The organism is Paenibacillus sp. EB106-06-01-XG199 (assembly GCF_058791575.1).
In genome coordinates this window covers 317,806-343,771 of record NZ_JBYTDQ010000004.1, presented here as the reverse complement: position 1 = coordinate 343,771, position 25,966 = coordinate 317,806, and the positions used below count along the sequence as shown (strand labels likewise).

The 25,966-nt window shown below is 50.6% G+C and carries 21 protein-coding genes and 1 pseudogene; 18 read left to right on the top strand and 4 right to left on the bottom strand.

Going from position 1 to position 25,966, the window contains the following annotated elements:
• The first annotated feature begins 58 nt into the window (after positions 1 to 58).
• The 5 genes from AC3WT9_RS16645 to AC3WT9_RS16625 all read left to right on the top strand — a co-directional run bounded on the left by AC3WT9_RS16645 (position 59) and on the right by AC3WT9_RS16625 (position 5,387).
• Positions 59 to 937 carry a carbohydrate ABC transporter permease gene (locus AC3WT9_RS16645; protein WP_038587920.1) on the top strand — a complete coding sequence of 293 codons (879 nt, stop codon included), beginning with the start codon at positions 59 to 61 and terminating at the stop codon, positions 935 to 937.
• Positions 938 to 1,015: 78 nt separating this feature from the next.
• Positions 1,016 to 1,906 carry a carbohydrate ABC transporter permease gene (locus AC3WT9_RS16640; RefSeq protein WP_144024305.1) on the top strand — a complete coding sequence of 297 codons (891 nt, stop codon included), beginning with the start codon at positions 1,016 to 1,018 and terminating at the stop codon, positions 1,904 to 1,906.
• Positions 1,907 to 1,938: 32 nt separating this feature from the next.
• The gene (locus tag AC3WT9_RS16635; protein WP_341377736.1) at positions 1,939 to 3,417 is read left to right on the top strand and encodes an alpha-N-arabinofuranosidase; all 1,479 of its coding nucleotides are present in this window, start codon (positions 1,939 to 1,941) and stop codon (positions 3,415 to 3,417) included.
• Positions 3,418 to 3,472: 55 nt separating this feature from the next.
• Complete coding sequence (locus AC3WT9_RS16630; RefSeq protein WP_076110527.1) at positions 3,473 to 4,435, top strand: glycoside hydrolase family 43 protein; 963 nt, start codon at positions 3,473 to 3,475, stop codon at positions 4,433 to 4,435.
• A gap of 385 nt (positions 4,436 to 4,820) precedes the next feature.
• Complete coding sequence (locus AC3WT9_RS16625; RefSeq protein ID WP_341091004.1) at positions 4,821 to 5,387, top strand: histidine phosphatase family protein; 567 nt, start codon at positions 4,821 to 4,823, stop codon at positions 5,385 to 5,387.
• Between the two features lie 42 nt (positions 5,388 to 5,429).
• On the opposite strand, the gene AC3WT9_RS16620 is transcribed toward AC3WT9_RS16625, so the two are convergent.
• Both AC3WT9_RS16620 and AC3WT9_RS16615 read right to left on the bottom strand, forming a co-directional pair.
• Complete coding sequence (locus AC3WT9_RS16620) at positions 5,430 to 6,632, bottom strand: chromate transporter (protein ID WP_341377737.1); 1,203 nt, start codon at positions 6,630 to 6,632, stop codon at positions 5,430 to 5,432.
• Between the two features lie 547 nt (positions 6,633 to 7,179).
• On the bottom strand, positions 7,180 to 7,707 hold the full coding sequence (locus AC3WT9_RS16615) for a hypothetical protein (protein WP_341377739.1): 528 nt from the start codon (positions 7,705 to 7,707) through the stop codon (positions 7,180 to 7,182).
• 242 nt (positions 7,708 to 7,949) lie between these two features.
• Here AC3WT9_RS16615 and AC3WT9_RS16610 point away from each other — a divergent pair.
• Positions 7,950 to 8,147, top strand: a pseudogene (locus tag AC3WT9_RS16610) (YhgE/Pip domain-containing protein); the annotation flags it as partial.
• A 394-nt stretch (positions 8,148 to 8,541) separates the two neighbouring features.
• Positions 8,542 to 9,939, top strand: a complete 1,398-nt coding sequence (locus AC3WT9_RS16605) for a transcriptional regulator (RefSeq protein ID WP_341377741.1) — start codon at positions 8,542 to 8,544, stop codon at positions 9,937 to 9,939.
• A gap of 116 nt (positions 9,940 to 10,055) precedes the next feature.
• Here the strand turns inward: AC3WT9_RS16605 and AC3WT9_RS16600 are convergent, their stop codons facing one another.
• Complete coding sequence (locus AC3WT9_RS16600) at positions 10,056 to 11,030, bottom strand: aldo/keto reductase family protein (RefSeq protein WP_341377742.1); 975 nt, start codon at positions 11,028 to 11,030, stop codon at positions 10,056 to 10,058.
• A 147-nt stretch (positions 11,031 to 11,177) separates the two neighbouring features.
• Here AC3WT9_RS16600 and AC3WT9_RS16595 point away from each other — a divergent pair, with 147 nt between their 5' ends.
• The 10 genes from AC3WT9_RS16595 (at position 11,178) to AC3WT9_RS16550 (ending at position 23,737) form a co-directional block, all read left to right on the top strand.
• On the top strand, positions 11,178 to 11,840 hold the full coding sequence (locus AC3WT9_RS16595) for an SGNH/GDSL hydrolase family protein (RefSeq protein WP_341091012.1): 663 nt from the start codon (positions 11,178 to 11,180) through the stop codon (positions 11,838 to 11,840).
• A 380-nt stretch (positions 11,841 to 12,220) separates the two neighbouring features.
• On the top strand, positions 12,221 to 12,424 hold the full coding sequence (locus AC3WT9_RS16590; protein WP_341091014.1) for a hypothetical protein: 204 nt from the start codon (positions 12,221 to 12,223) through the stop codon (positions 12,422 to 12,424).
• Positions 12,367 to 12,624, top strand: a complete 258-nt coding sequence (locus AC3WT9_RS16585; protein ID WP_341091015.1) for a hypothetical protein — start codon at positions 12,367 to 12,369, stop codon at positions 12,622 to 12,624. Before AC3WT9_RS16590 ends, AC3WT9_RS16585 begins: the two co-directional genes overlap by 58 nt.
• On the top strand, positions 12,578 to 14,404 hold the full coding sequence (locus AC3WT9_RS16580) for a sensor histidine kinase (RefSeq protein WP_341377743.1): 1,827 nt from the start codon (positions 12,578 to 12,580) through the stop codon (positions 14,402 to 14,404). Before AC3WT9_RS16585 ends, AC3WT9_RS16580 begins: the two co-directional genes overlap by 47 nt.
• Positions 14,394 to 16,022, top strand: a complete 1,629-nt coding sequence (locus tag AC3WT9_RS16575; protein ID WP_341377744.1) for a response regulator — start codon at positions 14,394 to 14,396, stop codon at positions 16,020 to 16,022. The genes AC3WT9_RS16580 and AC3WT9_RS16575 overlap by 11 nt, the downstream gene beginning before the upstream one ends.
• 222 nt (positions 16,023 to 16,244) lie before the next feature.
• Positions 16,245 to 17,618 carry an ABC transporter substrate-binding protein gene (locus AC3WT9_RS16570; RefSeq protein ID WP_341091020.1) on the top strand — a complete coding sequence of 458 codons (1,374 nt, stop codon included), beginning with the start codon at positions 16,245 to 16,247 and terminating at the stop codon, positions 17,616 to 17,618.
• Positions 17,619 to 17,718: 100 nt separating this feature from the next.
• Positions 17,719 to 18,621 (top strand): carbohydrate ABC transporter permease, encoded by a 903-nt coding sequence (locus AC3WT9_RS16565; RefSeq protein ID WP_341091021.1) that lies wholly within the window; start codon positions 17,719 to 17,721, stop codon positions 18,619 to 18,621.
• 13 nt (positions 18,622 to 18,634) lie between these two features.
• Complete coding sequence (locus AC3WT9_RS16560) at positions 18,635 to 19,471, top strand: carbohydrate ABC transporter permease (RefSeq protein WP_038587977.1); 837 nt, start codon at positions 18,635 to 18,637, stop codon at positions 19,469 to 19,471.
• 101 nt (positions 19,472 to 19,572) lie between these two features.
• Positions 19,573 to 20,574 (top strand): glycoside hydrolase family 130 protein, encoded by a 1,002-nt coding sequence (locus AC3WT9_RS16555; RefSeq protein WP_038587980.1) that lies wholly within the window; start codon positions 19,573 to 19,575, stop codon positions 20,572 to 20,574.
• Between the two features lie 7 nt (positions 20,575 to 20,581).
• Entirely contained in the window at positions 20,582 to 23,737 is a 3,156-nt protein-coding gene (locus tag AC3WT9_RS16550) for a glycosyl hydrolase (protein WP_341377745.1), read from the top strand.
• On the opposite strand, the gene AC3WT9_RS16545 is transcribed toward AC3WT9_RS16550, so the two are convergent.
• Positions 23,697 to 24,512: an AraC family transcriptional regulator gene (locus tag AC3WT9_RS16545; RefSeq protein ID WP_341091025.1), complete on the bottom strand. Its 816-nt coding sequence runs from the start codon at positions 24,510 to 24,512 to the stop codon at positions 23,697 to 23,699. The two genes, AC3WT9_RS16550 and AC3WT9_RS16545, sit on opposite strands and share 41 nt — an antisense overlap.
• A gap of 143 nt (positions 24,513 to 24,655) precedes the next feature.
• Between AC3WT9_RS16545 and AC3WT9_RS16540 the strand changes: the two genes are divergently transcribed.
• The gene (locus tag AC3WT9_RS16540) at positions 24,656 to 25,942 is read left to right on the top strand and encodes a Gfo/Idh/MocA family protein (RefSeq protein ID WP_341377746.1); all 1,287 of its coding nucleotides are present in this window, start codon (positions 24,656 to 24,658) and stop codon (positions 25,940 to 25,942) included.
• The last annotated feature ends 24 nt before the right edge of the window (positions 25,943 to 25,966 follow it).

Here is a 25,966-nt window from a genome sequence, read left to right as displayed (position 1 = left end):
TAAAGCAATGTGCCGGAATACGGCACATTGCTTTATGCCAAAGGAGAAAAGAATGCCTATGAAAAAGAAACTTAATTTGGCGCCTGTTTTCTTTGTAGGTCCACATGTCATCTTATTTGCTGTATTTATTTTACTGCCCACGATCTACGGGATTTACGCTTCCTTTACCAAATGGAATCTAATGAATGATCCGGTCTGGGTAGGTTTAGACAACTACAAGACCATTTTGTTTGACAACAGTTCCACCTTTCATACCCAATTCAACAACGGGCTTAAGAACACATTGATTTTTGTGCTGCTCAGTGTTCCGCTGTTGATTGTGATTCCGCTGCTTGTTGCCGTTGCACTGGAACATAAGAAAGTCAAAGGGAAAAGCCTGATCCAGTCCATCATCTACATTCCGGGCCTTATTTCCATATCTGCAGGCGCGCTGATCTGGCTGCTGCTCTTTAACAAGCAGCTCGGAATGGCGGGGAATGTGTTCGGCTCAGACGTATCCTGGCCGGCCAATCAGCCATATGCGTGGATTATCATTATTATCATTACAGTCTGGGGCGGCGTCGGGGGCAATATGATTATTTACCGTGCCTCCATAAGCGGTGTGGCACAGGATCTGTATGAATCGGCGGAAATAGACGGGGCAGGACCTGTCCGCAGATTCACGAGTATTACATTGCCTTCCATTCGTTTTCCGCTCATCTATACCTTTGTCATGACTACTGCCGGAGCCTTTAACGTATTCGGGCAGCCGCTCATGATGACCGACGGCGGACCACGGCAGAGCACGCATGTACTCATGATGTATATTCGTCAACTGGCGTTCGGCAACGGGGAATCCATTGCGGGAATGGCATCGGCGATGGCGGTGTTGCTGGGACTTATAATCCTGGTCATCTCGGCTCTGCAATATTATGTGATGAACCGGAATGCAGCTTAACACTCGATAAGACAATGGACCAGCAATGGAAATTGAAAAGGCAGGTGTACCCGTATGTCAAACCAAGCGGCACAACAAATGGATAATAGTCCGCTTCTTAATGGACAAAACGCTGGGAAAAGAAAAGGCTCCGGCATCAGTATCTCTAAATATCTCTCCTATCTCTTCTTAATTATTCTCTGCATTATTTGGATCGTTCCTGTGATCTTCGGAATCACTACCTCCTTCCGGTCGCAAACCGAGGTGGTCAGCTCCGGGTTCAGAATGTTCCCGAAAGAGTGGATTTTTGACAACTATATTGCGATTTTGGAAAACACCTCTACCGCACCAATCTTGCGCTGGCTGATGAACTCACTGCTTATTGCCACAATGCATACTCTTTTGGTGGTTGTGGTAATCTCCATTACCGGTTACGGCTATTCGCGGATGAAATTTAAAGGCAGAGACACGCTCTTTTTCACCCTGCTCGGTATTTCGTTCTTCCCGGGTGTCGTGAATCTGATTCCTTCCTACAAAATTATAGATGCTCTGGGCTGGGTTAATACCTCCTGGGCAATGGTAATCCCCGGACTCGCGGGTATGGGGAATATCTTTTTGGTCAGACAGTTTATGAACGGCATTCCGAAGGAACTCGACGAATCGGCCCATGTCGATGGTGCGAGCCATTACAGAATTTACATGTCGATTATCGTGCCGCTGATCAAGCCTGTATTGATCGTGTGTGCCCTGTTCTCGTTCACCGGATCCTGGAATGACTTCCTGTGGCCGGTAATCGTATTCACGGATGTTGACAAAATGCCGGTTACTGCCGGACTGTTGTTGCTGCAGGATATTTATGGGAATTACCGGATGATCGGACAGCTTATGGGTTCGGCGATTCTCGCTATTATTCCTACGCTGCTGCTGTTCGTGTTCGCCCAGAAATACTTTGTACAATCGATTAATTTGAATTCAGGGATAAAGGGCTAAATAAAAAAACATTAGCCAAGGAGAGAGAAACTATGACTGCAAAGCTTGTGATTCACGCTGACCTGCCCAAAAGCAAAATCAACAAAAATATATATGGGCATTTCGCAGAACATTTGGGCAGATGCATTTACGAAGGTCTGTGGGTAGGCGAGGATTCGCCGATTCCCAATACGGACGGCATCCGCAATGACGTCATCGAAGCGCTGAAGAAACTGGACATTCCGGTGCTGCGCTGGCCGGGTGGCTGTTTTGCCGATGAATATCACTGGAAAGACGGAATTGGACCGAGGGAAGGCCGCAAGCGGATGGTTAATACGCACTGGGGCGGTGTAGTGGAGAATAATCATTTCGGCACCCATGAATTTTTCCGCCTGTGTGAGCTGCTGGATTGCGAACCGTACATTTGCGGCAACGTAGGCAGCGGTACGGTTCAGGAAATGTCGGAATGGGTCGAGTATATGACCTTTGACGGCGAATCGCCAATGGCGGACTGGCGCAGGGAGAACGGAAGAGAACAGCCCTGGAAGCTTAAATACTTCGGTGTCGGCAATGAGAATTGGGGCTGCGGCGGCAATATGCGTCCCGAATATTATGCGGACCTGTACCGGCGCTATCAGACCTATTCCAGAAATTACGGGGATAACCGGCTGTACAAAATTGCCGGTGGAGCGAATGTGGACGACTACAACTGGACGGAAGTATTAATGCGGGAAGCCGGCCGTTTCATGGATGGCCTCAGCCTGCATTCCTATACCATTCCCGGCAGTTGGGAAGAGAAACGCCAGGCGCTCGGGTTCGACGAAGCTGAATGGTTCGAAACGATGCAGAAGTCACTTCATATGGATGAGCTCATTACCCGACATTCGGCCATTATGGATCAGTATGACCCGGAGAAGCGGGTAGGATTAATTATAGATGAGTGGGGGACCTGGTTCTTGAGCGAGCCCGGAACGAACCCGGGGTTCCTGTATCAGCAGAATACTTTGCGAGATGCGCTGGTAGCAGGCATCCATCTCAATATTTTTCAGAATCACAGCAGCCGGGTGCAGATGGCAAATATTGCGCAGATGGTAAATGTCCTGCAGGCGCTGGTCCTGACCGAAGGCGATAAATTACTGCTAACCCCTACGTATCATGTGTTTGAGATGTATAAGGTGCATCAGGATAATGAATTGCTCGAGGTTGCCTTTGAGAGTCCGCAATACACCAGCGGCGGGGTTACTATTTCACAGCTTAGCGTATCTGCTTCACGTGACGGGGAAGGCAAGATCTATGTGTCAATCTGCAACTTGAGCCATGAGGACGGTGCAACTCTCAGCTTTGGTATCGGTGGCGCAGCACCAACCAGGGTAACCGGGCAAATTCTGACGCATCCGGAGCTTGGTGCACATAACACGTTCCAGACGCCAGACAAGGTAGCGCCGTCTGTCTATGAAGCTGCAGCTTTGGAGGATGGACTGCTGAACTGTGTCCTTCCGCCTGCGTCTGTAGTTGTGCTTACTTTGGAGTAGAGAAGCAGCGAATTCATTCTTTATATTTACTGATCAGATCAAAGGAGAAACCATTATGAACACAAATAGAGAATACAGCAATCCGCTTGTGGAACAGCGCGCTGATCCATGGGTGTATAAACATGCTGATGGCTATTATTACTTCACCGCCTCCGTGCCGGAATATGACCGGATCGAGGTGCGCCGGTCAGAGACCATTGAAGGACTTACTGAAGCCGTGCCGGTTGTAGCCTGGCGGAAATATGAGACGGGACCGCTAAGCGCGAATATATGGGCGCCTGAAATTCATTATATTGACGGGAAATGGTACATTTATTTCGCCGCTGCCCGCACAACCGAAACGAACGAGGGCTTGTTCGACCACCGTATGTTTGCCCTGGAGAACGAATCGGCCAATCCGCTCGAAGGCACATGGGTAGAGAAAGGCCAGGTGAAAACAGCCTGGGAGTCCTTTGCCCTGGACGCGACTACGTTCCAGCACAAGGGAGTACTGTATTATGTATGGGCGCAGAAGGACCCTGAAATTCCAGGGAACTCCAACCTGTACATTTCCGAAATGAGCAACCCCTGGACCTTGACCGGTCCCCAGACCATGATTGCGACACCTGAGTATTCCTGGGAGAAGATTGGCTTCAGTGTAAATGAAGGCGCAGCGGTACTGAGACGTAACGGCCGCATATTCATGAGCTTCTCGGCCAGTGCTACCGATTACAATTACTGCATGGGCCTGCTGTATGCCGATGAAGACAGCGATCTGCTGGATGCTGCATCTTGGACTAAACATCCCGAGCCTGTGTTCAAGACCAGTGAAGAGAACGGACAATACGGTCCGGGACACAACAGCTTCACTGTGAATGAACAAGGTGAAGATGTGTTGATCTACCATGCCCGCAATTATAAAGAGATTACCGGCGATCCGCTTTATGACCCGAACCGTCATACCCGTGCACAGGTGCTGCATTGGAACGAAGACGGCACACCAAACTTCGGCCTGCCCGTGAAGGACAGCAGCAAGTAAGGTTGTGAACTGAGCAACTGCAAACCAACAAAGAGTCCAGGAATCCCGTATATCAATGGGGACCTGGACTCTTTGCTGTTGGTGTATTCACTTATAAAATCCGGAAATCGTGTAGTTATCTAGTGGATTTTGAATTTATGCGCATAACCGAAGCATTAACGTGGAATGGCCACAAATGAGGAAGCTTTCCGCGTGTGATCGTTCCACAAACGGGGAAGTGTTAGCTTAAAATGAACCATGATTTGGCTAAAGGAGACTCTTTGTTCAATAAACTGATGAAAGCAGCCGGTAAAAACGGGTTGCTTTCGTTTCGTTAAGGGGCAGGATTGCGTAGTACAGGGAGCGAATAGATTAATACAAAAAACGGATGTATGGAGGATTTTTAATGACGCAATTTTATCTCATTCGCCATGGTGAACCTCTATGGGACATAAATGAACATTACAAATTAAAGGGACATGGCCGGGACATGGTTCCTCTTACGAATAAAGGGGTTAACCAAGTATATTTGACAGCAAAGGATGAACGTTTAAAAGAAGCTGAAATTGTTGTCTCTTCCCCTTACCCAAGAGCACTTCAAACGGCCGCTATTTTATCAAAGGAACTTGGTTTAGAAATAATGGTTGAATTCGATTTAAGGGAATGGCAACCTGACTTAACATTTGAATATGATTCATTGGAGAGGCTTAAAGAACTGGGGGATGATTATGATGCTAATCATGGAGTCTATCCTCCTGGGGTAACCAAGCCTTGGGAGTCCAAAGAACTACTGAAGAACCGCATGGAGAAGGTGATTAACAAATATCTTGAATTTGAAAAGGTGATAATTACTGGACACGGCATGGCTTTTCGTACCTTGGTAGGAGAGGTAGGCGAAATTCCACATGCTTCAATTATTGAGTATTATAAACAAAGCCACGTCGCTTTACCCCTAACGGGAGACATTAGTTGAACAAACACAACTCGGCAGCCGTCCAAAAGGATCGGCTGATTTTTATTCAAGATAACTAATGAGTATTCCGCCGATAGCTCCTGCAATGACAACCATCCAAGGCGGTGTCTTCCAAAAAACTAGCATAATAAAAAGTATTGAGGCAAGAGCGAAATCAACAGGTGCCAATATTGAACTTGTCCAGATTGGATTATAGAAAGCAGCTAATAAAATGCCTACCACGGCAGCATTTACACCGACCAATACGCCTTGAATCTTCGGTACTCTTCTGAGCGAATCCCAGAAGGGCAAGGCTCCAACGACTAACAAAAAAGCCGGCAAAAATATAGCGAAGGTAGCCACAATAGCCCCTAACCAACCATTGATAATGGCTCCCAGGTAGGCAGCGAATGTAAATAATGGTCCTGGCACAGCTTGGGCAACACCATATCCGGCAAGAAAGTCCTCCTTTGATAACCAGCCGGTTGGTACTACTTCTCTTTCGAGAAGAGGAAGGACAACGTGTCCTCCACCAAAAACTAGAGATCCAGCCCTATAAAAGCTGTCAAAAAAAGCAAACCAATGAATCGAAGTTATTTCTCTTATTAGCGGTAATATAATTAATAAGCCGAAAAATAATACAAGGCAGATTACAGCGAGCGAACGTTTAATAGGAACTTGGACTTTTGGAAGATCAGGAATATTGATATTTTTGTAGAGAATCAAACCCGCTATGCCTGACACAATCATAATGGCAACCTGGCTAAACGCCGTTTGCCATAATAAAGCAATTGCAGCAGCCAATATAGCGATTGTTACTCTATTTCGGTCAGGAGTAAGTTTTTGTCCCATACCTAATATCGCTTGAGCCACAATTGCCACCGCGACTAATTTCAATCCATGGATCCATCCGGCGCTTCCGATATCAAAGCCTTGCAGCAAAAAAGCAAACAGCACTAAGGCGATAACGGAAGGAAGGGTAAATCCAACCCATGCAGCTAATCCTCCCAATAGTCCGGCACGCATGACCCCAATGCCGATTCCGACTTGGCTGCTCGCAGGTCCAGGAAGAAATTGACAAAGTGCAACCAAGTCGGCGTAGCTCCGTTCATCCATCCATTTTCTTCGCTTAATATACTCGTTGTGAAAATAACCAAGATGAGCAATGGGACCGCCGAAGGATGTCAAACCTAGCTTTGTGGAGACCAATAATACTTCCATTAACGATCTAGGCTTACTTTTATTTTGTGATAATTCATTGTCCATTGCTGATCATTGCCTCCATACTTATTTTATTTCTTATAAAGCTCATACATAATCTATAATCCGTCCTCATTATTTGTTTTTGTTATCGATTTTCGATATCAGCGTATCAACTTTGCGTAATATATGCAATATCATTTCACCAGAGGTAAACGTGAGAGAGGTGAAGTGTGGTCAAACTACAAGTTTCTTAGAAGGTCCTTCGGTAATTAATTTTGATTATTTGTTTCCATTGACGGTTATCTAAAATGTCTTATCAGAAAATGCATTGTTGGCTATTATAGGGAATTATTTAAAGGTAACTTTGTTGCGGAGGTAAAGATTATTTAAATAATATGGAGAATAACAGTAAAAGCTTTGGAATATATAAATCAGCAAACTTTATGGTCAATACCACAAGATAAACTTAATGCAGCAATCTCAAAAGCAAACGAATACGTACTGCAACTCTCAACTTAAAACTATGGGTCGCGCGCTAAAAAGGCGTACCAAAAAGACGGTGTCTGCCCGGATGGCGACACCGTCTTAATTTGTACGATTATAACAACGGTTATGGAATATATTGCTGCACGATTGAAGTTACTTGACCGTCTTCGATCGTGAGATGGTATGGAAATTGGCTTAAGTCGATAATATCGGTCTTGGTGAATTCCTTCTGGAACTGAGGTAGAGAAATTCCCTCGTTCCAGTTGATATCCAGATCCTCGATCGTTCCGGTATGATCATAGATTTGCATGGTTACGCCGGCATTATCGGCTACCGGATAAGAGGTTAGCAAATCACTGTCGTTAACGATATAATATCCGTCCGGTGCGCCTCCCAGCTCGGCCGCACCATCCGGCTCCCGGTCGGCGAACACCCGGTTGGCGTCCGCGCCTTCAAACCATTCGATATCGTCCGCATTAAGCATCAGCTTGCCGTCTACGATTTGCAGATCGTGAATATACGCTGTGAGATGCTGAATCTGCCCGCCGCTTTGTGCTTCCGCACGTGTTCCTGCTGTGCTTGCCGTTGTTGCAAGGGAAAGAAACAGCAGGACCAGCAAAGGCAGTACATACTTGGAGTTTTTCAATAACATCTTTTCATTTCCCCCTTGGCTTAAATATGGCTTGTGAATAGCCTATATACCTCTTTACCCTTCGCTATAGTTCTCAAACGGGTATGTACCTCTATTAACGTAAATTAGCAAGAAATGTTGCAAAAATTTTGCTTAGGTCTATCAGAACTGCCGAAGATGTGATAAACGGCAGCGGATTTGTAAAAAGCTTCATGCCGGGACATATTAAAATATCCAAATAACGGCTTGGGGGTGACTGGCGGATGGCAGAAATATGGTGGATCTATTTAAATGATTGGCGCAACCTGTTCAGGATTCCGGTGGCGGTGCTGCTGATTGCAGCGCTTATTGTGCTGCCCTCTGTGTATGATTGGGTAAATGTAGCCGCAGTATGGGACCCCTACAGCAACACCTCCGGCATCAAAATCGCCGTGGCCAGTCTGGACAAAGGGGCGGAGCTGCAGGGGAAAAGCTTCAGGGCATTTCTTTCAAATCCTGAATCCTTTTATGCCGTTTACCTATGCGATCAGTCTGCTGCGGGAAGCGGTTGGGGGGGTCTTCCTGAGGTGGTCCTCCGGGATGCGTTGGCTCTGCTGCTTTTCGGCGTGCTGGCATTACTGCTGGGGCTTACGCTGCAGAAACCGCTTGAACGCTTTATCAGCAAAGCCGCAGAACAGGCTGAGAAGTCCAAGCTGATCTCTTGATGTAAGGAATTAGAAGATAAGAGCTTTTATTTCCATCTGTCAACCACTTTTGAACGTGCCAATGGATGTTGACCTATGTAATATTTACACCTATTATGTAGGAATATCTGGATTATTGTTCAAATAATTGGATTTGAGAGGTGGAGTTTGTTTGGAGCCTAAGATTACGATCCAAGGGGAACTGGACGCTTTTCTCAAAAGGGAAGGCAAAACCATTAATCAATTTGCTGGAATATCCGCTGTCAACTCCGGAACGCTCAGCAGCATTATCAATGGCAACCGCCCGATTGCAATGCAGCAGCTGGACCGGATAACTGCCGGAATGGGTCTGCCTGAAGGTGCGTTTTATGAAATGTATATAGATGAATGCATTATTCATTCCACGCCGGACTGGCGGCGGCTGGGCCCGTTTCTGCACCGCTGCGCCGAGCTGGACAAGCTGGAATGCATCCGGCAAGTGGTACATAATCTGATGGATAATATCTCCTATGCTCAAGCGCTGTTTGACACGGCGGAGGAATTTTACAGGAATGACAAAAAAGAAGCTGCGGCGCTGCTGTATGAAGGCGTAGCGGAGAGCGAGAAGTATCAGCATTCCGAACGGCTGGCGCTCTGCCAGTACCGCTTGTTCACGATCGCTTTGGGTGACAATCAGGATATCAACCTGCAGGCTGCCATGCAATTTGAATATTTTGTCGAACGGCTGGATGAGGCCGATCAGCTTGATGCGCTGCACGCGCTGGCGAATATTTATATTTCCCTGCACCGCTGGAGCAAAGTGAATATTCTGGCTGAAGAAATGGAGCGCAAAGCCTCCATTCAATACCAGAATCAATACCTGGTGACCAAACAGCGTGAGACGCGTAAGGAACCGGCAAGACCAATCTGCTTCTACATCCTTTACGCTTATCTGCTCCGTTCGGCGGTATGCCATGAACGTGGCGAATACGAACGGGCTTTGCATTATGCTTCACTCTACGCGGACTCCGCCTGGGTGCGTGAGGACACGGATAAAGTCCGGGAGGTGAAGGCGCAGTTTCAGGAATGGGCGATTGCCAATTCGTATCTCCATCGGTTAATGGCTGGTCAAATGGATGTGCTTACAGAGTATGTCGAGTTCATTGCGGCCCGGGAAAATGAAATTCTTCCGGCTTTAATGAAAATTATGCAGGCCGCCAACCGCTATCAGTTCAATGTGGATGGAATTATCGAACGTTTTCAGGATCAGCTGGATTTCAAAGAGCTGCGGAGCCGAATCGGCATTATTAATTCAAGGGTTACCTGGGATGAATATACAGACCTTCTCTGTGAGGTGGCCGCCTATTACTTTAATGCACAACGATATGAGTCGGCTATTCATTATACGTTAAAGGCATTGGAGTATTCCGCTAAAATAAATGGTGATGCATGTGTTCTCCGGTGCGTGAGATTATTTGAAGAATGCAGGCATCTGGCCACTATAGAGGACGAAAAGAAGTATAAAACACTAATCAGCGGGGCAGGACGGATGAATGAAAAGAAAGGCAGCTTGATGCCTGTTCACTATTAGTATGGAAAGGACTGTCTCTTCCGTAGAAAACTCTGCGGGTAAGACAGTCCTTTTTTGGAAAAATAATTTATATGCTTCACGCTGTAATTTATCCTTCTATTTCTCGCTCAACTTCCCTATCTCGCCGGTGCGAAACCGGCCACCTGGCGGAGCAGGCCGTCGATGGTCTCCAGCGTTTCCTGCTGGAGAAGAATGCCGGAGGCCTGCGCATTCTCTTCAACCTGGCCTGGCTTGCTGGCTCCGATCAGTGCAGAGCTGACACCTGGCTGGCGGAGTACCCAGGCCAGCGCCAGCTGTGAGAGCTTCAGGCCGAGGCTGGCCGCCAGGTCATCCAACTGGGCAACGACGCCAAGGACATCGTCGCGCAGATAGCTGCGGATGACGCCGTTCACTGAATCGTCTGCGCCGCGTGTCCCGGCCGGAGGCTGTTGTCCCGGCTTGTATTTGCCGGTCAGAATACCCTGGGCGAGCGGCGAGAAGACGACTTGTCCCAGTCCTTCCTGTCCCGATATCTCAAGCACCTCTTCTTCGATATAACGCTCGAACATATTGTAGATCGGCTGATTGGAGGCCAGCGGGCGGAGATTCAGCCTGCGGCTGATGCCTCCGGCACGGGCGATCTGCGCCGCGCTCCATTCGCTGACTGCGGAATAGAGGATTTTACCTTGGGCTGTAAGATCATCCAGCGCGCGCAAGGTTTCTTCCACCGGCGTATCCTTGTCAAAGCGGTGGCAGAAATACACATCAATGTAATCGGTTCCGAGACGCTTCAGGCTGGCCTCGCATTGCTCCATAATATGCTTGCGGGAAAGCCCCCGGTCGTTCACCCCATCTCCCATCGGGAAAAACACCTTGGTGCTGAGCACATAATCCGACCGCTGGTAGGAGCGGAGAGCTGCGCCAATCGCCTTCTCGCCTTCCCCGAGGTTGTAGGCATTGGCGGTATCGAAGAAATTGATACCACATTCAAATGCTTTAGCCACGCAGGCATCCGCTGCTTTCTGCTCTGCGGCTGTTCCGTAAGTAAGCCAGCTGCCCAGGCCGATCTCACTGACCTTAAGACCTGTATTGCCTAATCTTCTATACTTCATTTGGATTCCATCTCCCTTCATGTCATTTGTTAAATTCTACCACATAGCTGGACGGCATCACAAATCATTGAAGAATTAGCTTCAATTACGGTAGAATCATAGATAGTGCCAAATCTATCTAATTATAATAGTTGAAGGGTGAACTGGATGTCTATTTCATTTGCTAAGCCAAACACAGTTATTCTGTTTCAGGGAGATTCCATCACCGACGGCAACCGTGGCCGCGATAACGATCCCAATCATATTCTGGGGCATGGCTATGCCTACATCATTGGCGGCAAGCTGGGCAATGAGCTGGCTGAGCAGCAGCCTATGTTCTACAACCGCGGAGTGAGCGGTGACCGGATCTCCGATCTGTATGCCCGTTGGAATGAGGATGCGTTCTATCTGCAGCCGGATATTCTCAGCATCCTGATCGGGGTCAACGATATTTGGAGAATGATGAAGGGCGAGCCGGGCGGCTGCACCGACCGCTACGAACGTGCTTACCGCCATGTGCTGGAAGAGACGCGCGAAGTGCTGCCGGATACGAAGCTGGTGCTGGTCGAGCCGTTTATCCTGAATACCGGAGCACCCGCGGAAGACTGGAGTGGATGGTCCAAATGGATCAGCCATTATCAGGGGGTTGTCCGCGAGCTTTCACAGGAGTTCGGCACCGTGCATGTTCCGCTGCAGGAAGCTTTCAACGCAGCAGCGCAAAGAACGGATGCTGCCTATTGGTTGTGGGATGGCGTTCACCCGACGACTGCCGGGCATGATCTGATTGCTAGGGAGTGGCTGAAGGTTGTGGAGAAGAGCGGGATATGCTAGGCCTGCTCAGAAGAAGTTTTGCCCGTGAAATAGAGCTGTTGTCCGCATAGGACGGTATGCTCTATTTTTTTTGGAAGCTGGACATTTATTTTTCTCAACGTTCAATAGGTGCAGTGATTTCCAATTGTATGAAATAAAGAGGAAACAACAATGGTATTCTTTTTATGTTGACCTCAAAAGAATGTGGAGTAAGATGGGTAATGCGAGAAATCACTGATTTTCCAGGTTGTTATTACTGAAGGAGAAGAAGGAACTGAAACGGCAATGGCCGGAGAACGGACTTTAAATATTGTATGCCACGGACACAGTGTGCCGTCTGGATATTTTGCCACCCCCATTGTTGATACCTTTCATGCTTATCCCCATTTGCTGATTATGGATTGAATGACCGAGGCATTGGACTGGACGCTGCTGCCGATTCGTGGAAAGCGATGATCGAAGCCTCTCTTGAACAAGGAACCAAAGTCATCCTGTTGACACCCACCTGGGATCGGTCGTATGGTACAGGAAACGAAGCTGGCATTCCTTGCTGGAGCACGCCGGGCAGATCCGGCAGCTCGCTGAAGAATACAAGGTCGGATTAAGTGACAGCTTCGCCGCCTTCCAGACCTACATCGACGGCGGAGGCGAACTCGAAGATCTGCTGTCCTATGTGAATCATCCCAATGAACAGGGGGCACCGGCTGCTAGCCGGCGAACTGGCGAAATTTCTGCTGTAGGAAGGGGCGGGTGCCTCCATGAAATCCCTGAGAAGGTGGGGCGGGCTGATCCGGGAGAAGCTTAGCGACAGATTTTATCAGATATCGATCAAACAGAGAGTGCTGTTCTCTTTCATTCTGTTGATAACGCTGTCAATCAGTGCGATGGGATTGTTAACCTACCGGATTGCCGGGAAGGAAATTCAGAACAACGCCTTTGAGACCAGCAGGGAAACGGTGGACAAGACCATGCAGCTGCTCGATTACAGACTGAATGATGTGGCCATGTCGGTACAATCGCTGATGCTGAGTGATGCCTACAGGCAGATGATGATCGATGTTCAAGCTCATGATGTGAAAAATTACTATGTCCATTTGTCGGAAATGCAGTATGTACTCTCCCAGGCCACCTTCAATGAACCGATTATTGAGAACGTTCTTATTGCAACGCCAATCGGCGATTTCTACTCGACAACGCAAGTGCGGACGCAAGATCATTCATTTTACGGCTCGGAGCTGTACGACAACAGTAAAAAAAATCCCGGCGGTTATTGGGCCAAAGCCCATTACGACCGGCTGTTTACAGGCAATCAGCGTGTTGTTTCTTTTGTGGTGCGGGGAATATATGAGCAAACGCCGATTACGAATGTGTTCATCGTCGTCAACCTCCGGGAGAACCGGATCACCTCGCTGCTGAATCAGAACAGCTCCGGCAATGACCGGGAATACCTGCTGCTGAACAAGGAAGGCGAAGCGGTGGTGCAGAGCGGCGGGTTCACCCGCGAGGAGCCGCCGAAGGACCCGGCATTTCTGCGTGACAGCACCACTGGCAGCGAGGGGAATTTCTTTTACCCTTTTGACGGAGAAGATTATCTGGTCAACTATAAGCAATCGACAATTGCGCCGAACTGGATCCTGGCCGGGATACAGTCCAAGGATCAGCTTCTCGGACAGCTGAAGGGTGTGCAGCGGACAATTCTATATGTCATTCTGGTGTTTCTGCTGACCACATGGTTTTTCTCGAACAAACTGACAGCCGCCCTCCTTAAGCCGCTCTTCAAGCTGAGCAGACTGATGCGCAGGGTGGAGGAGAACCAGCTAAGTGTGTCTTTTGAGAGCAAATATAATGACGAGATTGCCCAGGTTGGCTTCCAGTTTAACCGGATGATGACCGAAATCAAAAGCCTGATCGAGGATGTGCGGCAGAACGAAGAGGGCAAACGCCATGCCGAAATCCGGGCGCTGACAGCCCAGATGGAACCGCATTTTCTCTACAATACGCTGAATACGATCTACTGCAAATCGGTGATGGGTGAAAATGACGATGTAAACGAGATGATTCTGGCCTTGTCGCAAATGTTCCAGCTGGGCCTCAGCGGCGGCAAGGATCTGATTCCGCTGGAGGACGAGCTTTCTCATGTGCAGCAGTATTGCGCCATCCAGCAAAAATGCTATGAAGATCTGTTCCAGTACAAGGTTGATATCGGAGAAGAAGAGCTGTTGTCCTTCCCGGTCCCCAAGATCCTGCTGCAGCCGATTGTGGAGAACAGCATCCAGCACGGCTTTGCGGACCGCCGAAGGGGCGGTGTCATTCAAGTGCGGATTTCCACGGAGCATTCCATGCTGCATATTGTGGTGGAGGACAACGGCAAGGGAATGGATGTTGTGAAGGTGGAGCAAGGAATGCACAAACGTGAAGTTTCCAAAAAAGGCTATGCACTGGTCAATATCAGGCATAGGCTGATGTTATATTACGGCGGTGAGGCGCGGATGGAGCTGTCCGGTGAACCGGGCGCTGGCTCCCGCACTGATTTATGGATACCCCTCAGCCCGCTGAGGGGGGAGGGAGGAAGCTATGGAATATAGAGTGCCTAGGCTGCTCAAAATTTGTGTTATCGATGATATCCGAAGTGTGGTGGATATGATTGCCCGCAAGCCGGACTGGCAAAAGCACGGCATTGAAGTGGCGGGGACCGCGCTTGATGGCGAAGAAGGACTGCAGATGATCCGCGGGTGCAAGCCTGATATCGTGCTTACGGACATCCGGATGCCGCGCATGGACGGGCTTGAGATGACCCGGGCAATTCTGGAATTTGCCCCCCAGTGCAAAATCATTATCCTCAGCGCATATTCAGAGTTTTCTTATGCGCAGCAGGCGATCCGCCTCGGGGCAATGGATTTTGTCAAAAAGCCATTTTCACTCGAAGAGATTGTGAATGTGGTGCTGAAGGCCAAAGCGATATGCCTGCAGGAGCGTGAGGAGCAGGAGAAAATCAGGGAAATGGAAGCCAAAATCAAAGAAAGTCTGCCGATTCTCCGCCAGGAGTATCTGACCTTTCTGATGCAGCATCAGACCACGGAACATAGTGCGAAATCCCGCTGGGAGTATTTGGGGATTCCGCTGAATCAGGAGAATTTCATCGTTTTTATCGCGGAGATTGATCATTTTGCCGAGAAGTTCGGCAGCCAGCCGGTGCAGGAGATTGAGCTTGTCCGCTTCAGCCTGCAAAATATACTGGAGGAGACGATACGCTCCCGGACGCAGGGGATTATCTTCCGGGAGGCAACGAACCGTTACGTTTGCGTGATGAACGGGGAGGATCCCGGTACTGCCGAGCAGATTGCGGAGGCTTGCTGTGTCAATATCAGCCGGTATTCCCGGTGTACGATCTCGATGGGAACGGGGCTTTGCGTATCAACGGTACATGAGCTTGCGGATTCCTACGCACAGGCGCTCAGCGCGCTGGCTTATCATTTCTATACAGACGGAAATGCTGTGTACAGTTATTCGAGTATCGTCCATAAACCCCGTTCCGTGAACAATTATTCCGTTGCCGCTGAACAGGAATTTCTGTTCGCGCTCCGTTCGGGCAACCGCGACAAAAGCCAGCAGGTGCTGCGGCATATTTTTGACGAACTGCTGCAGTTGGACCCGCTGCCCGAGCCGCAGTACGTAGAGAACATCGGTTATGAGCTGGCGTTCAAAATCTGCCGGGTTATGCTGGAACTGTTCCCCTACGAGAAGGTTCAGCCACTAGAGCAGCAGGTGAACCGGCTGAGGAACCGGCATTCCCCTTCTCTGCAGGAGATACGCACGCTGCTGGAAGGGCTGTGTGCGGAAGGCTGCCGCTGGATTGAAGAGGAGCGTTCCATGGAGTCCACCCTGATTATTCATCGGGCTAAAGCGTATATCTGTGCCAATCTCCATACCAGCCTGACACTGGAGCAGGTGGCGAAGCAGATCAATTTGAGCCAGGGATATTTCTCTAACCTGTTCAAGAAGGTAGCGGGCATTTCCTTTCAGCAGTTTGTCACGCATGAGAAGATGGAGAAGGCTAAAAGTATGCTGATTGAAGGCATGCAGGTGCAGGAAATCGCCATAGAGCTGGGCTACGAGCACCGCCGTTATTTCAGTGAGGTGTTCAAGAAGTCCACCGATATGACACCTTCGGAGTTTAAAATATCTTATCTGGGCAAAGGTTGATGCCGGGTGAATCGCGTCTGCTTGCGTAACCTGGCCTCAACATATTTGTCAACACCACGGGGATGAACGATCTGCTTATACAGCGGAGGTTCATCCCCGTTTGGCATTATTTCAGCAGAAAGCTGCCCTTAATGTGGGCTTACCCGCATTATGCAGATTATGGAGCTGCCCTATAATCAAGGTGTAGGGAATCAGTATTGAAATATAAGGGGGCTAACAGCAATGAGGAAACAACTGCTTCTGACTGCATCAAGCGTAGTATTGGCATTCGGCCTGACCGCATGCGGCAATTCCGATACCACGGATAAATCCGGAGAGACAGGCGGATCAGCACCGGGAGAAAAGACCAAAATCAGCTATTGGACGGGAGACCGCCATGACGCCGAATTTGTGAAAGAAAAGGTGGCCGAGTTCAATGAAACGAACACCGACGGCATCGAGGTGGAACTGGTCGTCAAGGGTGATGATTTCGATACCGCACTAGATCTTTCATTCCAGACCTCAGACGCCCCGGACATCATCCGGGTGAAGGAGAATACGATTGGCACCTTTTATAAAAAGGAATATCTGGCTCCGATTGACGAGTACCTGAGTGAGGAGCTGAAAGCGAAATTTCCGGAAATGGTCGATCTGAACACATTTGACGGCAAGCGCTACAGCCTTCCCAACTATGGAACGACGATGCGTCTCATCTATAACAAAGACCTGTTCGCTAAAGCGGGCATCCAGAACCCGCCAACGACCCTGCAGGAATTGGTGGACACCGCCAAAAAGCTGACCGAAGCGGGGAAAGCGGATGGTGCGTATGGCTTCGCCCAGAACTTTAAGAATCCACCCAGTGCGCTTGGACGCTCTTCACGGGTCATTGCTGAAATGAGCGGTTATGGCGGGTTCGGGTATGACTTCAAGACGGCCAGGTTTGACTTCAGCGGCTTCAAGCCGATCATTGAAGCTTTCAAGCAAATCAAGGATAACGGGAGCATGCTGCCGGGTGTTGAGTCGCTGGATATTGACCCGCTGCGGGCACAGTTTGCCGAAGGCAAGATTGGAATGTATCTGAGCTTCTCCTCGGAGCCTGGCGTATATAGCAAACAGTTTCCGGCCAAAATCGACTGGGCTGCGGCTCCCGCTCCAACGATTGACGGCAATGTGAAGGGGGCTTCCGGTTTCCTCGGTGGACAATGGCTTGCGCTGAGCTCCAAATCGGAGCATAAGGATGCCGCATGGAAGTTCATGGAATTCATGTACAGCGATCAGATGCTTACAGCGTATCAGGAAAACGGCTACGGTATCTCGATGGTGCCTTCCATCAGCGCCGCAGCAAAGACCCCGGAGGTCAACGGAATCGAAGGCTTCCTGCCAAACAAATATGACGGCGTATGGCCGGTCTATCCTACTGTTGCGCCGGAGGGCATGAAATCGGATGACGCGTTCTTCAAGTACATGCTGAACGGCGGCGATCTGGATGCTATCATCACAGATCTGAACAAACGGTACAATGCGGCGCTTGACGATGCGATGAAGAACGACGGTCTGAAAGCCGAACCGGACGCTGGTTTTGACCCGGCTCAGCTTGGCGGGAAATTCGCCAAGTAAGTCCAACGCCATGAAGATGTAGAGATCGGATAAGGAGGGGGAGGCTCTCCCCATCCTTATCTATATACAGCAAGACAGGAAAGGAGTCTGAAGAGATCCTATGCGCAAAACCAAAAACGCTGTTTTTGCTTACAGCTATCTGCTGCCCAGCGCACTGCTCACACTGGTGCTGGGCATCTATCCGATTGCCTGGGCATTCCGCTATATGTTCTACAATTACAAAGGTTATGGAACGGCCCGCTTTATCGGTTTAGATAATTTTACCCGGATTCTGCAGGATACCCAGTTTTGGGACTCGGTTGTCAACACTTTTGTATATGCGGGAGGCAAGCTGCTGCTCTCCATCCCGCTTTCATTGCTGCTGGCTGCGATTCTGAACCGCAAACTCAGAGGCAGACAGGTACTTCGGGCTATCTTTTTCATGCCTACGGTGATCAGTACGGCTGTCATGGCCGTGGTCTTTTTTACCATATTCAATTCTTACAACGGAATTCTTAACCAGTTCCTGATCAAATTTAACATTACATCCTCCGGCATTGACTGGCTCGGTCCGAAACATGCCATGCTTACGGTCATTCTTGTCGCTGTGTGGGGCGCGGTGGGCAATTACATGCTGCTGTTTCTGGCCGGACTGCAGAATATACCCGAGGATGTTTATGAGAGTTCCTCTTTGGATGGAGCCAATAAAATACAGCAGTTCCGGTTCATTACTCTGCCGATGCTCGGTCCGGTCCTGCAGATGGTCATTATGCTGGCGATCATCAATGCACTGAAGGGCTATGAGAGCATTATGGTGCTGACGGAAGGCGGACCTGCGGGCAAGACGGAAGTGATGTTCCTGTACTTGTATAAGCTGTTCTTTCCTGTCGGCGGCGGCGCAGCCTCAACCCAGGTGCAGGAGTTTGGATACGGCAGTGCGGTCGCGTTCGTTTCTGCGCTTATCGTAGGGATGATTTCCATCATTTATTTCTATGCGTCCCGGCGAATGAATCGGATCGATTGAGGAGAGATGTGACATGAGAACCAAAACGGTATTGGGAAAGACGTCATTATGGTGCTTTTTGCTGGTGTTCGCCTTTATTACTTTAATTCCTGTCGTAATAACTATTCTCGGCTCGTTTAAAACGAACAGTGAGCTGACTACGGGTGCGACCTTCCTGCCAAGCAAATGGCAGTTTTCTAACTACCTGGAGGCCTGGAAGCAAGCTAATTTCTCCACGTATACGATGAACAGTCTAATTGTGTCCCTCTCGGTGGTAGTGGGCACTCTGGTGGTCTCCTCCATGGCAGCTTATGTGGTGGACCGTCTGGAGTTTTTCGGCAAGAGGATCTATATCGGTATGCAGTCGTTCACGATGTTTGTTGCCGTCGGCGCGGTAGTGCTGCGCCCGCAGTTCGATCTGATGGTGAAGCTGCATCTGCACAGCTCCTTATGGGGAGTCATACTGATCCTAATTTCCGCGCATGCTTCAATCTTCTTTATCCTGCTCAGCTTTATGAAGGGCATTCCCCGGGAGCTGGATGAGGCCGCGCGGATCGACGGCAGCTCGCTTGGCCGCACCTTCTGGACCATCATCCTGCCGCTGCTTGGCCCCGGCCTCGGCGTCGGCGCGTTGTTCACCTTCCGCGGCGCCTGGAATGAATATCTGCTGCCGCTTGTATTCACGATGACGAAGCCGGAACTGCAAACGTTGACTGTCGGCCTGGCCAACCTTAAATACGGCATTTCCGCCGCTTCGCAGACCCACTATATGATGGCGGGGGCCTGCTTGTCCATTCTACCGATTCTGGTGGCCTATGTGTTCGCCAACAAGTCCTTTATGCAGATGACGGCGGGGTCCCTGAAAGGATAGGAGCATTCCTTCCGGACAAATGGCACTATCTCGAAACTACGTCTAACAATGTGTTTAATACTACTTTTGATACATCAAGCAACAACCAGGAGGTTTACATTATGACAGTTCAGGTACCAACAATCCTTACATCCAGTCCGCTGATTCAGCGCTACCCTGGCAATCCGGTGCTCGATGCTGCGCGTGTACCCTATCCTACCGCACTTGTATTCAACGCTGGAGTGACCAAATTCAAAGGCAAGTATGTGATGGTCTTCCGAAATGACTATGGTTCCCTGAGCAATCAGACCATTGAGCCGCATCATACGACAGACCTCGGGATTGCCTTCAGCGAGGACGGCATCCACTGGGAGGCCAGTCCGAAGAAATGCTTCAGGCTGCATGATGAGGAAATCATCCGGGCCTATGATCCCCGGCTAACCGTCATTGACGGACGCTGCTATATGTGTTTTGCGGTGGATACGAAGCATGGCATCCGTGGCGGCATTGCGGTGACGGATGACTTTGAGGAATTTGAGATCCTCAGCCTGTCGTCGCCGGATTTGCGCAATATGGTGCTGTTCCCCGAGAAGATCGGCGGAAACTATGTCCGCCTGGAACGCCCCTTCACCGTGTACAGCCGGGGTGGCAAGGACCGTTTTGACACCTGGATTGCTGAATCCCCCGATTTGAAATACTGGGGGAATGCCGATCTGCTCTTTGGGGTAGAGCATGTGCCATTCGCCAATGACAAGGTGGGACCGGCTGCGCCTCCGGTGAAGACGGACAAAGGCTGGCTGACGACCTTCCATGCGGTGGATGTGGATCCTTCCCGCGGAAAGCATGGCTGGGAGCCTACCTGGAAGAAACGGTATACGGCAGGCATCATGCTGCTTGATCTGGAGAACCCGAAGCGGATTATCGGCATGAGCAAGGAACCTTTGCTGGCGCCGGAGGCCAGTTATGAAACCGACGGAGGTTTCCGCAATAATGTTATTTTTCCGGGCGGGATGATTCTGGAAGAGAGCGGCGAGGTCAAAATCTACTACGGCTCAGCGGACACGATTGAATGTCTGGCAACCGCGCATGTGGATGATCTGATTGCGCTCTGCTTGAAAGGCTGATTGGCCGATGACGAAGATATGGAATCATCTGGAGAATCCACCGGCGGAGTACCGCCCGCTTCCCCTCTGGTCCTGGAATGACAGGCTGGAGAAGAAGGAGTTGGAGCGGCAGATTGAAGAGATGCATAAAGTCGGCATTGGCGGTTTTTTCATGCATGCCCGCGGCGGGCTGCAGACGCCTTACATGAGTGAGGAATGGATGGACGCCATCCGTATCTCCATTGAGAAGAGCCGTGAGCTGGGGATGCACGCCTGGTTCTATGATGAGAACGGCTGGCCCAGCGGCTTCGCGGGGGGAGCGGTTCCAGCCAAGGGACTGACTTACCAGCAGAAGAGGCTGGTTTATGAGCAGGCTCCCTTCCAGAGTGCGGCGGAGCGGATGATTGCCTGTTATGCCCGTGGAGCAGAAGGGCAGGGGTACATTCTTCTGGCTGCGGATGAGGAGGCGAATGCCGACCTGCGCATCTGCTATGAGGTGAATCCGTATTATACAGATACGCTTAGTGAAATGGCTGTACAGGAATTTATCACGACGACCTACGAACGGTATTGGGAGCAATTTGGCGCAGATTACGGGGCGGAGCTGCACGGTGTGTTCACCGACGAACCGCAGTTTGGACGCGGCGGACTTCCCTGGTCCTTCGAGCTGGAGGAGCGCTTCGCCTCCCGCTGGGGTTATGATGTGAAGGAGATTCTTCCCGCCTTGTTCCTGGAAACGGAAGGCTGCCGCAAAGCCCGCTATGACTATTGGGAAACTGTGACCTTTATGTTCACCCAGGCGTATGCTAAACAAATCGGCGATTGGTGTGCGGATAAAGGCTGGTCAGCGACGGGACATGTTGTCGATGAGCAGGAACTGATGCATCAGGTGACCTCTGTCGGCGATCCCATGGCCTTCTATGAGCATTTGCAAATTCCCGGATGCGACTGGCTGGGCCGGTTCGTCGGCAGTGATGCCCTGGTGCCGAAGCAGGTGAGCTCGGTGGCCCGTCAGCTGGGCAAAAAACGCGCGATCACTGAGAGCTACGGGTGCTCGGGCTGGAACATCAGCTTCGCCGATCTGCGGAGGATCGGGGAATGGCAGTTCGTGCACGGCATTAATCTGATGTGCCAGCATTTGCAGGGCTATACGCTGCGGGGCCTGCGGAAGCGGGACTACCCGCCTTCCTTGTACTACCAGCAGCCCTGGTGGGAGGGCTACAAGGGCTTTAATGACTACTTCGCCCGGCTGTCCCTGCTGCTGGCGGAGGGCAAAGGCCGGGCGGAGGTGCTGCTGCTGCATCCGGTGCGCACAGCCTGGACCCTGCAGCGCGGTGCTGACTCTTCGGCGGTGATTCCCTTTCATGAGGCATTCGCGCAGCTGTCCCGGTGGCTGTGCCAGAGCCTGATCGAGCATGATTACGGCAGCGAAAGCATCCTTGCCGGCCATGGCCGGGTCAGCGGCGGCTGTTTGTGGGTTGGTGAGGCAGCATACCGCGTGGTCATTGTTCCGCCAAGCCTCACGCTGGATACGGCAACTGCTCAGCTGCTGGAGCAGTTCGTCTCCCAAGGCGGCCACTTGATAGCCTTCGACCCCTATCCTGTGCTGGTGAACGGGGAGCCTGATGGCGGGCTTGCAGACCTCATGCAGGCTGCGGTCCATCCCGGATGGAGCCGTGATGAGATTAGCCACGCCGTATCCGCTGCTTCCCGGCCGTTCCTGCACATTACGGAGGAAGACGGAACGGCAATTGCGGTGGATACGCTTAATGTGCGGACACTGGAACTGGAGGGCGCGGTGCTCTGTTATATCGTGAATTCCGGTGAGAAGTCCTATCCGATGTTGCATATGGAAGTGTCCAGGCCCGGCACCGTTTCACTGATTGATCTGGAGACGGGGAGCCTTCACGCGCTCAGACAGGAGGTCCGGGAGGATAGTGTCCGGCTGCGGCTACCGCTGTATGCCGGAGGTTCCTACATGCTGAAGCTCGATCCGTTGCCGGAAGCAACTGTTGCGGCTGGGAAATTAGGTTCAACGGTGGAAGAGGAAATAACAGAAGAAACAGAGCTGCCGTATCCGCCTAGCAGAGTGGAAGCATGCACACGGCTGGAACTCGCCCCGGAGTGGGATATTGCCTATGCGGATCTTAACAGCTTAACGCTGGACTCCGCCCGGCTGCGGGTGGAAGGCGGAGCATGGTCGAAAACGCAGCCGGTGATTTTCATACAGGAGCAGTTGTTGGCTTATGACCGGTCTGTTGCGTTTGAATTGGAATTTGTTTTTCAGGTGGCCTTTGATCCTAAGCGTCCGCGGGAGCTGTATCTGGTGCTTGAACAGCCTGAGGAAATGGAAATCCTGTTGAACGGAAGTGCAGTCTCCAGTGTAAGCTGCGGCTGGTGGAGGGATTCTTCCCTGCAGAAGATTGATATAGTAGGGTTGGCCATCCGGGGCAGCAATGTCATTACCCTGAAGGGGATGTTCAGGCATTCTGCCGAGCTCAACGACAAGCTGGAGCGGGCCAAGCAATTTGAAGCCGAAGGGAACAATCTGACGCTGGACCAGGAAATAGAAAGCATCTATCTGCTGGGCTCCTTCGGTGTGGAAGCTGCGGAGCTTTTTGAAGAGACCGAACGCAGGGCGCTATGGACCGGAGGACCCTTTACACTGACTGAAGCTCCAGAGCGGGCATGCACCGGCGATCTCGCACAGCAGGGATTTCCGTTCTTCGCGGGAAGCATTCATTTATTTCAGACGTTTGAACTGGGGGGAGAAGAAGCAACCGGAGCTCAATGGACCTTTCAGTTTCACTCTGCACCGGATGCGGTTGTAACCAAGCTGTTCATTAACAGGGCCGAGGTACGAACCTTCCTGTGGGAACCGTATGAAGCTGATATTACCGCTTATTTGCAGCCCGGAGTAAATGAAATTGTACTGGTGCTGACCGGCAGCTGCCGCAATCTGCTGGGACCCCACCATCATATTAAAGGCGAAGTATACAAGGTAGGACCGGACAGCTACAGGGATAAGCCGGGCTGGACAGACAAGGATTTGAAACCGGACATCCATGTGTATCAGGACAGATATTGTTTTGTGCGTTTTGGATTGGCGGCGGCTCCCGCTATTCTTGGGGATACAAATGACATCAGCGGTTTTGCTTGCGGTATTGCAAAGGCGAGCGTTTAACAATTTGTTTAAACACACGCCCGAAGTGGGCGATGCTGTCAAAACCGGTCTCCTCGGCAATCTTTGTGACTCTGTCATTCGTATCCCGCAAACGGCGCTGCGCCTCCTGGACACGGACCGTATTGAGGTACTCGACAATGGTGAAGCCGGTGGTTTGCTTAAATAGGCGGCAGAGATAGGTGCTGCTGATAAAAAAGGTATCCGCCAGCTCCGTTATCGTCAGCTTCTCGGCGTAATGGGTCTGTAAATATTCGATAATCTCATAGGTTTTGCGCTGTTTGTCATTGTTCACCGGAACGATGCTGTCCGGAGCCCGCTCCCGGATCCGGTTCATCCCGATGAGCAGCTGCAACAGCAGGGTCTGCATAAAGGGGATGTGCTGCGCCCGCTCCGCCTTCTGTTCCTCCAGCATGGCGAAGAGAAGGTTCTCGATCATCCCCTGTTCATGCGCATCCGGGCGCAGCAGCAGGCATTGTCCACTGAAAAAGGGCAGCTCCAGCTGGAGTTGCTCCATCAGCCTGTTAACAAAGTCATGCCGGAAATTGATCAGGATCCGCTCATGGCGGCTTGTTCCTTTGGCTACAGTCCTGTGAAGCTCGTTGCGGTTAATAAAGATCAGATCGCCGCTGCGCAGCGCATATACCAGATTGTTGATGTAATAATTGCGCTCTCCCGCAAGCAGATAATAAATTTCATAGCTGTCGTGATAATGGTCGGAATCCATACTGAAGGCTCCGGCCCTTTTAATTTGTTCAATCATGAAAAGGGGTTCCATTTTTCACGCGCCTCCTCTATAAGAAGCTAAAATATGCATAGTATCACTAAAAAATGCTAAATAATGCTTAGAAATAGATGTATTTTATACTATACACTATATTCAGAAAGCGCAACCAAATCAATGGCGATGGAGTGATAATAATGATCAGCAAAAAGTATGCATTTGTCGGTACCGGCGGCCGGGCGGAGTTTTTTTACGGGGAGATCACGAGAAACTACCGGGAGACGGCTGAAATCGTCGGCTTCTGTGATGTAAACGCGGCAAGAATGGCTTATGCCAACACCCTGCTGGTGGAGAAATACGGATACCATAAGGTTCCTGTGTACAAGGCGCATGAATTTGACCGGATGATTGCGGAAACGCAGCCCGATGCCGTGATTGTAACCAGCATTGACCGCACACATCACCGCTATATCATCCGCGCCATGGAGCTTGGCTGTGATGTGATCTCGGAGAAGCCGATGACGACGGACGTAGAGAAATGCCAGGAGATTCTTGAGGCGATCGAACGCACCGGGCAGAAGCTGCGGGTGACCTTCAACTACCGCTATGCACCGCATAATACCAAAATCCGCGAGCTCTTGATGGAAGGGACTATTGGTGAAGTGCTGTCTGTCAACTTCGAGTGGCTGCTGAATACACAGCATGGTGCGGACTATTTCCGCAGATGGCACCGCGATAAGCGCAACAGCGGCGGCCTGCTGGTTCACAAGTCTACCCACCATTTCGATCTCATGAACTTTTGGCTGGACTCTAAGCCGGATACAGTATTTGCAATGGGCGATTTGCGCTTTTATGGCCGGGAAAATGCCGAGAACCGGGGAGTAACCGAATTTTATCAGCGGGTGCACGGCAGCGCAGCAGCGCAGAATGATCCGTTTGCCCTCCATCTCAAAGATAACGAGCAGCTGAAACGGATGTATTTGGATACTGAGCAGGAAGACGGGTATTTGCGTGACCAGAGCGTGTTCGGAGATAACATCAGCATTGAGGATACGATGGGTGTAATGGTCAAATACAAGAATAAGACGATTATGAACTATTCGCTTAATGCTTATCTGCCGTGGGAGGGCTTCAATGTAGTGTTCAACGGCACCAAGGGGCGGCTGGAGGTCAAGGTCGTAGAACAATCCTATGTCAATGCCGGAGGCGGCAAGGAACTGGAGGGGGCGGTAAAAGATAAGCAGATTACTGTCTATCCGCAATTTGCTGCACCGTATGAAGTGGAGATTGAGGAAGGCATCGGCGGTCACGGGGGAGGCGACCCGGTGATGCTGCGGGATATTTTTGAACGGCACGCCGAGGACCGGTTTCGGCGTGCAGCCTCCCATATGGATGGAGCCTGGTCGATCATGACAGGAATCGCCGCCAACCGCTCCATGGCCACCGGGCTGCCGGTGAAGGTAGACCAACTGATTCAGCTGTAGCTCCCCCGGTGAAGGTAGACCAAT

What these genes read in the sequence shown, in the direction of transcription:
- AC3WT9_RS16645 (WP_038587920.1), top strand. Translation starts at nt 59, where the DNA reads ATGAAAAAGAAACTTAATTTGGCGCCTGTTTTCTTTGTAGGTCCACAT.
- AC3WT9_RS16640 (WP_144024305.1), top strand. Translation starts at nt 1,016, where the DNA reads ATGGATAATAGTCCGCTTCTTAATGGACAAAACGCTGGGAAAAGAAAA.
- AC3WT9_RS16635 (WP_341377736.1), top strand. Translation starts at nt 1,939, where the DNA reads ATGACTGCAAAGCTTGTGATTCACGCTGACCTGCCCAAAAGCAAAATC.
- AC3WT9_RS16630 (WP_076110527.1), top strand. Translation starts at nt 3,473, where the DNA reads ATGAACACAAATAGAGAATACAGCAATCCGCTTGTGGAACAGCGCGCT.
- AC3WT9_RS16625 (WP_341091004.1), top strand. Translation starts at nt 4,821, where the DNA reads ATGACGCAATTTTATCTCATTCGCCATGGTGAACCTCTATGGGACATA.
- AC3WT9_RS16620 (WP_341377737.1), bottom strand. Translation starts at nt 6,632, where the DNA reads ATGGACAATGAATTATCACAAAATAAAAGTAAGCCTAGATCGTTAATG.
- AC3WT9_RS16615 (WP_341377739.1), bottom strand. Translation starts at nt 7,707, where the DNA reads ATGTTATTGAAAAACTCCAAGTATGTACTGCCTTTGCTGGTCCTGCTG.
- AC3WT9_RS16600 (WP_341377742.1), bottom strand. Translation starts at nt 11,030, where the DNA reads ATGAAGTATAGAAGATTAGGCAATACAGGTCTTAAGGTCAGTGAGATC.
- AC3WT9_RS16595 (WP_341091012.1), top strand. Translation starts at nt 11,178, where the DNA reads ATGTCTATTTCATTTGCTAAGCCAAACACAGTTATTCTGTTTCAGGGA.
- AC3WT9_RS16580 (WP_341377743.1), top strand. Translation starts at nt 12,578, where the DNA reads ATGAAATCCCTGAGAAGGTGGGGCGGGCTGATCCGGGAGAAGCTTAGC.
- AC3WT9_RS16575 (WP_341377744.1), top strand. Translation starts at nt 14,394, where the DNA reads ATGGAATATAGAGTGCCTAGGCTGCTCAAAATTTGTGTTATCGATGAT.
- AC3WT9_RS16570 (WP_341091020.1), top strand. Translation starts at nt 16,245, where the DNA reads ATGAGGAAACAACTGCTTCTGACTGCATCAAGCGTAGTATTGGCATTC.
- AC3WT9_RS16565 (WP_341091021.1), top strand. Translation starts at nt 17,719, where the DNA reads ATGCGCAAAACCAAAAACGCTGTTTTTGCTTACAGCTATCTGCTGCCC.
- AC3WT9_RS16560 (WP_038587977.1), top strand. Translation starts at nt 18,635, where the DNA reads ATGAGAACCAAAACGGTATTGGGAAAGACGTCATTATGGTGCTTTTTG.
- AC3WT9_RS16555 (WP_038587980.1), top strand. Translation starts at nt 19,573, where the DNA reads ATGACAGTTCAGGTACCAACAATCCTTACATCCAGTCCGCTGATTCAG.
- AC3WT9_RS16550 (WP_341377745.1), top strand. Translation starts at nt 20,582, where the DNA reads ATGACGAAGATATGGAATCATCTGGAGAATCCACCGGCGGAGTACCGC.
- AC3WT9_RS16545 (WP_341091025.1), bottom strand. Translation starts at nt 24,512, where the DNA reads ATGGAACCCCTTTTCATGATTGAACAAATTAAAAGGGCCGGAGCCTTC.
- AC3WT9_RS16540 (WP_341377746.1), top strand. Translation starts at nt 24,656, where the DNA reads ATGATCAGCAAAAAGTATGCATTTGTCGGTACCGGCGGCCGGGCGGAG.